The sequence below is a fragment of the Streptomyces sp. NPDC000151 genome, assembly GCF_040301705.1.
Taxonomy (GTDB): domain Bacteria; phylum Actinomycetota; class Actinomycetes; order Streptomycetales; family Streptomycetaceae; genus Streptomyces.
The window spans coordinates 1-3,845 of record NZ_JBEPFC010000273.1 but is presented as its reverse complement, the minus strand read 5'-3'; the positions used below and the strand labels follow the sequence as shown (position 1 = coordinate 3,845).

Annotated in this window: 5 protein-coding genes; 2 read left to right on the top strand and 3 right to left on the bottom strand. The window is 73.3% G+C overall.

The genetic code is table 11. The features are described from left to right. Positions 1-444, top strand: a 444-nt coding sequence (locus tag ABT381_RS35355) for a PucR family transcriptional regulator (protein ID WP_351602100.1), incomplete at its 5' end; no start/stop codon positions are given. A 216-nt stretch (positions 445-660) separates the two neighbouring features. Here the strand turns inward: ABT381_RS35355 and ABT381_RS35350 are convergent. Continuing rightward, entirely contained in the window at positions 661-2,043 is a 1,383-nt protein-coding gene (locus ABT381_RS35350; RefSeq protein ID WP_351602097.1) for an MFS transporter, read from the bottom strand. Positions 2,044-2,374: 331 nt separating this feature from the next. Between ABT381_RS35350 and ABT381_RS35345 the strand changes: the two genes are divergently transcribed. Next, complete coding sequence (locus ABT381_RS35345) at positions 2,375-2,758, top strand: hypothetical protein (protein WP_351602094.1); 384 nt, start codon at positions 2,375-2,377, stop codon at positions 2,756-2,758. A gap of 64 nt (positions 2,759-2,822) precedes the next feature. Here the strand turns inward: ABT381_RS35345 and ABT381_RS35340 are convergent, their stop codons facing one another. Together ABT381_RS35340 and ABT381_RS35335 are read right to left on the bottom strand one after the other, a co-directional pair. Further along, positions 2,823-3,311 (bottom strand): MaoC family dehydratase, encoded by a 489-nt coding sequence (locus ABT381_RS35340; protein ID WP_351602091.1) that lies wholly within the window; start codon positions 3,309-3,311, stop codon positions 2,823-2,825. 164 nt (positions 3,312-3,475) lie between these two features. Beyond that, the coding region (locus tag ABT381_RS35335; RefSeq protein ID WP_351602088.1) for a PTS-dependent dihydroxyacetone kinase phosphotransferase subunit DhaM at positions 3,476-3,845 on the bottom strand (370 nt) is incomplete at its 5' end.

Sequence of the window (3,845 nt, the reverse complement as noted above, 5' to 3'; positions counted from 1 at the left end):
GGCGCCTCCGCGCCCGTACCGGCCCCGGCGGCGGCGCCCACCACCGTCGCCGCCGCCTACGCGCAGGCCCGCCGCTGCCGGGAGGCGCTGCGGGTGCTCGGCCGCGCCGGACAGGGCGCCGCCGCCGAGGACTTCGGCTTCCTCGGCCTGCTGCTGGCCGACGGCCGGGACGTGGACGGGTTCGTCCGGCGCACGCTCGGCGAGGTCGCCGACTACGACGCGCGCCGCGGCACGGACCTGCTGCGCACGCTGCACGCGTACTTCGACAGCGGCATGAGCCCGGCCCGTACGAAGGACGCCCTCCACGTACACGTCAACACCGTCGCCCAGCGCCTCGACCGCATCGGCCGGCTCCTCGGCCCCGACTGGCAGTCGCCGTCTCGCGCGTTGGAGCTTCAACTTGCGCTGCGCTTGCATCAGTTGTCGTCGGCGCTCGGCGATTAGGACTCCTGGCAGGGCCCCTCCCTCTCCCCAGCCACTGGGAGAGCTTCCCACCGGTGGCAAGGCCCCTCCCCCACCTCCACCACACACACCGTGAAGGTACCGCGCCCCCCTGACAGCCGGCCCGTTATCCACAGCCGGGAGGCCGGTACAGCCACCGCCCCCCGGCCGGCCCCTAGCCGGGAGGCCGGTACAGCCACCGCCCCCCGGCTCGGCCCCTCAGCCCCTCCCCGCCTCCGCCGCCCGTACGCCCTCACCGGCCGCCCCGGCCTCCGGCTCGATCGCCGCCAGGTCCCGGTGGCGGGTCTCCTTGGCCGCGTACAGCGCGATCAGTGTCAGCACCGCCGCGCCCATGACGTACAGCGAGATCGGCGTGGAGCTGCCGTAGTCCGCCAGCAGCGCGGTGGCGATCAGCGGCGCGGGCGCGCCGGCCGCGACCGAGGAGAACTGGGCGCCGATCGATGCGCCCGAGTACCGCATCCGCGTCGCGAACATCTCCGCGAAGAAGGCCGCCTGCGGCGCGTACATTGCCCCGTGGAAGACCAGCCCGACGGTCACCGCGAGCAGCAGCAGCCCGAAGTTCCGGCTGTCGACGAGGGCGAAGAAGGGGAACGCCCAGGCCGCCACGCCCAGCGCCCCGATGAGGTACACCGGGCGCCGCCCCACCCGGTCCGAGAGCGCGCCCCACGCCGGGATCACCGCGAAGTGCAGCACGGAGGCGAGCAGTACGGCGTTGAGCGCGGTCTGCTGGGACAGCCCGGAGTGGGTCGTGGCGTAGACCAGGACGAACGCCGTGATCACGTAGTACGAGATGTTCTCGGCCATCCGCGCGCCCATCGCGATCAGCACGTCCCGCCAGTGGTGCCGCAGGACGGCGATGATCGGCAGCTTCTCGGCCGCCCGCTCCTCGCCCTTCCGCGCCGCCGCCTGCGCCAGCGCCGCCTTGAACACCGGCGACTCGTCCACCGACAACCGGATCCACAGCCCGAGCACGACCAGCACGCCCGACAGCAGGAACGGCACCCGCCAGCCCCACGACACGAAGGCCGCGTCCGACAGCAGCGCGGTCAGCGCCGCCAGCACCCCGGTCGCCAGCAGCTGCCCGGCCGGCGCGCCGGTCTGCGGCCAGGACGCCCAGAAGCCGCGCCGCCGCGCGTCCCCATGCTCGCTCACCAGCAGCACGGCGCCACCCCACTCGCCGCCCAGCGCGAAGCCCTGGACCAGTCTCAGCAGCGTCAGCAGCAGCGGCGCCGCCGAGCCGACCGTGGCGTGCGTGGGCAGCAGCCCGATCGCGAACGTCGCCCCGCCCATCATCAGCAGGCTCAGCACCAGCAGCTTCTTGCGGCCGAGCTTGTCGCCGTAGTGCCCAAAGACCAGCGCGCCGATGGGCCGCGCGGCGAACCCGACCGCGTACGTCAGGAACGACAGCAGCGTCCCCACCAGCGGATCCGAGTCCGGGAAGAACAGCTTGTTGAAGACCAGCGCGGCGGCCGACCCGTAAAGAAAGAAGTCGTACCACTCGACGGTGGTGCCGATCAGGCTGGCGGCGACGATGCGCCGCAGGCCGGCGGGGGTGGGTGGAACGTGCGCTGTGGCGGACATGGTCTCACTCCGGACCGGGAAGGGGGATGGAAGAGGGGACGGGAAAGGGCGGTGCGATGTCGCCACACGGTAGGAAGCCCTGCCCACGCCGCGTATGTGGCCGCGCCCCACACTTCCCGGCCGGGGTGTGCGGCCCGCGGCCATGCCGGGGAGGGGGCGGCCTGCGGCCGTGCCGGGCAGCACGCCCGGGAACGCGGGGTGTTCGCCCCCGTACCGCTGGGCGAGTGACAATGCGAGAGACACCCGCCCCTTCCGGTCGCACACGCGATGCCGCGGGGTGAGCCTGGAAGGGGACGGTATCCGCGTACGGCTCGAACAGGAAGGTTGCACAGTGGACAGCGCGCACCAGGAGACGCAGGCGGAACACGCGGCAGAGGTCACGGTCGAATGCAGCGGATGCAGGCCGGAGGACGCAGCGGCCATCTTCGGCGCGCTGCGGACGTCCTTCGCGTCCGACCGCGAGGCCGACGACGTGCCCCACGAGACGACCGGGGCGGGACCGAGCGTGTGGACCGCGACCTTCGAGGTGAAGCAGCCCCGCGACATGCCGGGTCCCACCCAGCTCTCCGCCCCCTGCTCCATCTCGCTGCAGGGCGGCTACCAGGCGGTGGACGAGCTGCGGAAGGCTCTGCTGCCCGCCTTCGTCGTGTCGGTCGCAGGCACGGCGGCGGGCGACCAGGAGGAGGAGGTCACGCTGCGCCTGGAGAGTCGCTGAAGCCGTGACCGGCGGCGGGGCGCGCGGCCGGTGCTCAGTGGCGGCGGCCTTCGGGGCGGCGGCCTCAGGGGCGGCGGGCGAAGAAGTTCATCGCCGTCAGCGTCATCACGGGCTCGCCCCGCTGGTTGAGCACCTCGATCCCCGTACGTACGATGCCCCGGTCCGGCTTGGACCGGGACACCCGCGCGTCCAGGATCGTCGTACGGATCGACAACGCGTCCCCCGGCCGCACCGGCCGCACCCACCGCAGCTCGTCCACGCCGGGCGACGCCAGGCTCGCCACCTTGCTCACGAAGTGATCGGCGTAAAGCCGCATCATCACCGCACTCGTGTGCCAGCCGCTCGCGATCAGGCCCTTGAACGGCCCGTCCGCCGCCGCCTCCGGATCCGTATGAAAGCTCTGCGGATCGAACCGCCGCGCGAAGTCGAGGATCTCCTCCTCATCGAGCGTGATGCTCCCGTACGTGTACACCGCCCCCGGAACGTAGTCCTCGAAGTACCGCTCGCCGGTCGGCGCCGAGAAGTCCGCCCCACCAGTCACCGTCGTCGTCATGCGAGCACGGTATGACGCTACTGACCGTCGTGTCAGGAGAGCGTGACAGGGAGCCGCGTGACGGGGAGCCGCTCGGCGCCGGGTGATCCGGCCGCGTACACCACCGGGCCGGTGCCGCACCTCTCGGCGCCGCACCGGCCGGGCTCGGCGAGTGTCGGGGTCGCTCACTCCTTGCGGTAGGAGTACGCCTCTCCGGCGGCCGCGGCTACCGCGTCCAGGTCCGCGCCGGCCGACGCGGTGACCACGGCGGCCACCGCGCCCTCCACGAACGGCGCGTCCACCAGGCGCGCGCCTTCAGGCAGTTCGTCACCCTCGGCGAGCAGCGCCTTGACCGTCAGGACGGCGCTGCCCAGGTCCACCAGGACCGCCACGCCCGCGCCGCGGTCGACCGTGCGGGCCGCCTCGGTGATCAGCTCGGCGCTGGTCCCGAGGCCGCCGTCGGGCGTGCCGCCCGCCGCCGCGACCGGCGCCTTCGCGCCGCCGCCCGCCAGCCCCACGGCCAGCTCGGCGACCGACTCGGCCACCGGTCCGCTG